This is a genomic window from Citrobacter sp. VF227, from assembly GCF_052950715.1.
Map to the genome: position 1 here is coordinate 1 of NZ_JBRFVF010000710.1, position 295 is coordinate 295.

Consider the following 295-nt stretch of genomic DNA (forward strand, 5'->3'; position numbering starts at 1 on the left):
CCTGGAATATAAACATATCATTAATGCGGTTATCAATGGAGCCGGAGGGTAAAATGCGGGTGTTGTTCTCGGATGGTCTGCATTTCAGTAAGAAAAACTTTGCGTCGTTACTGAGTTATCTGGAGGAAACCGGGGCGGCAGTCACGTATCCGGCATTTAAGGATGACTGTATCTGTCGGTTTGGGGATTATTCCCGGTGGCCGGGCATTTCCGATACCGGGGCGGCCATGTCGGCCCTGACGGCGGATGCGTTATTTCACAGCACATATAAGGGCATCAGTTTATTTGAGGTCGC

Annotated in this window: 1 protein-coding gene; it reads left to right on the top strand. The window is 50.2% G+C overall.

All coding sequences use genetic code 11. The features are described 5' to 3' along the window. Window positions 1–53: 53 nt before the first annotated feature. On the top strand, window positions 54–295 hold a 242-nt coding region (locus ACU8YC_RS28675), incomplete at its 3' end, for a hypothetical protein (RefSeq protein WP_446896476.1).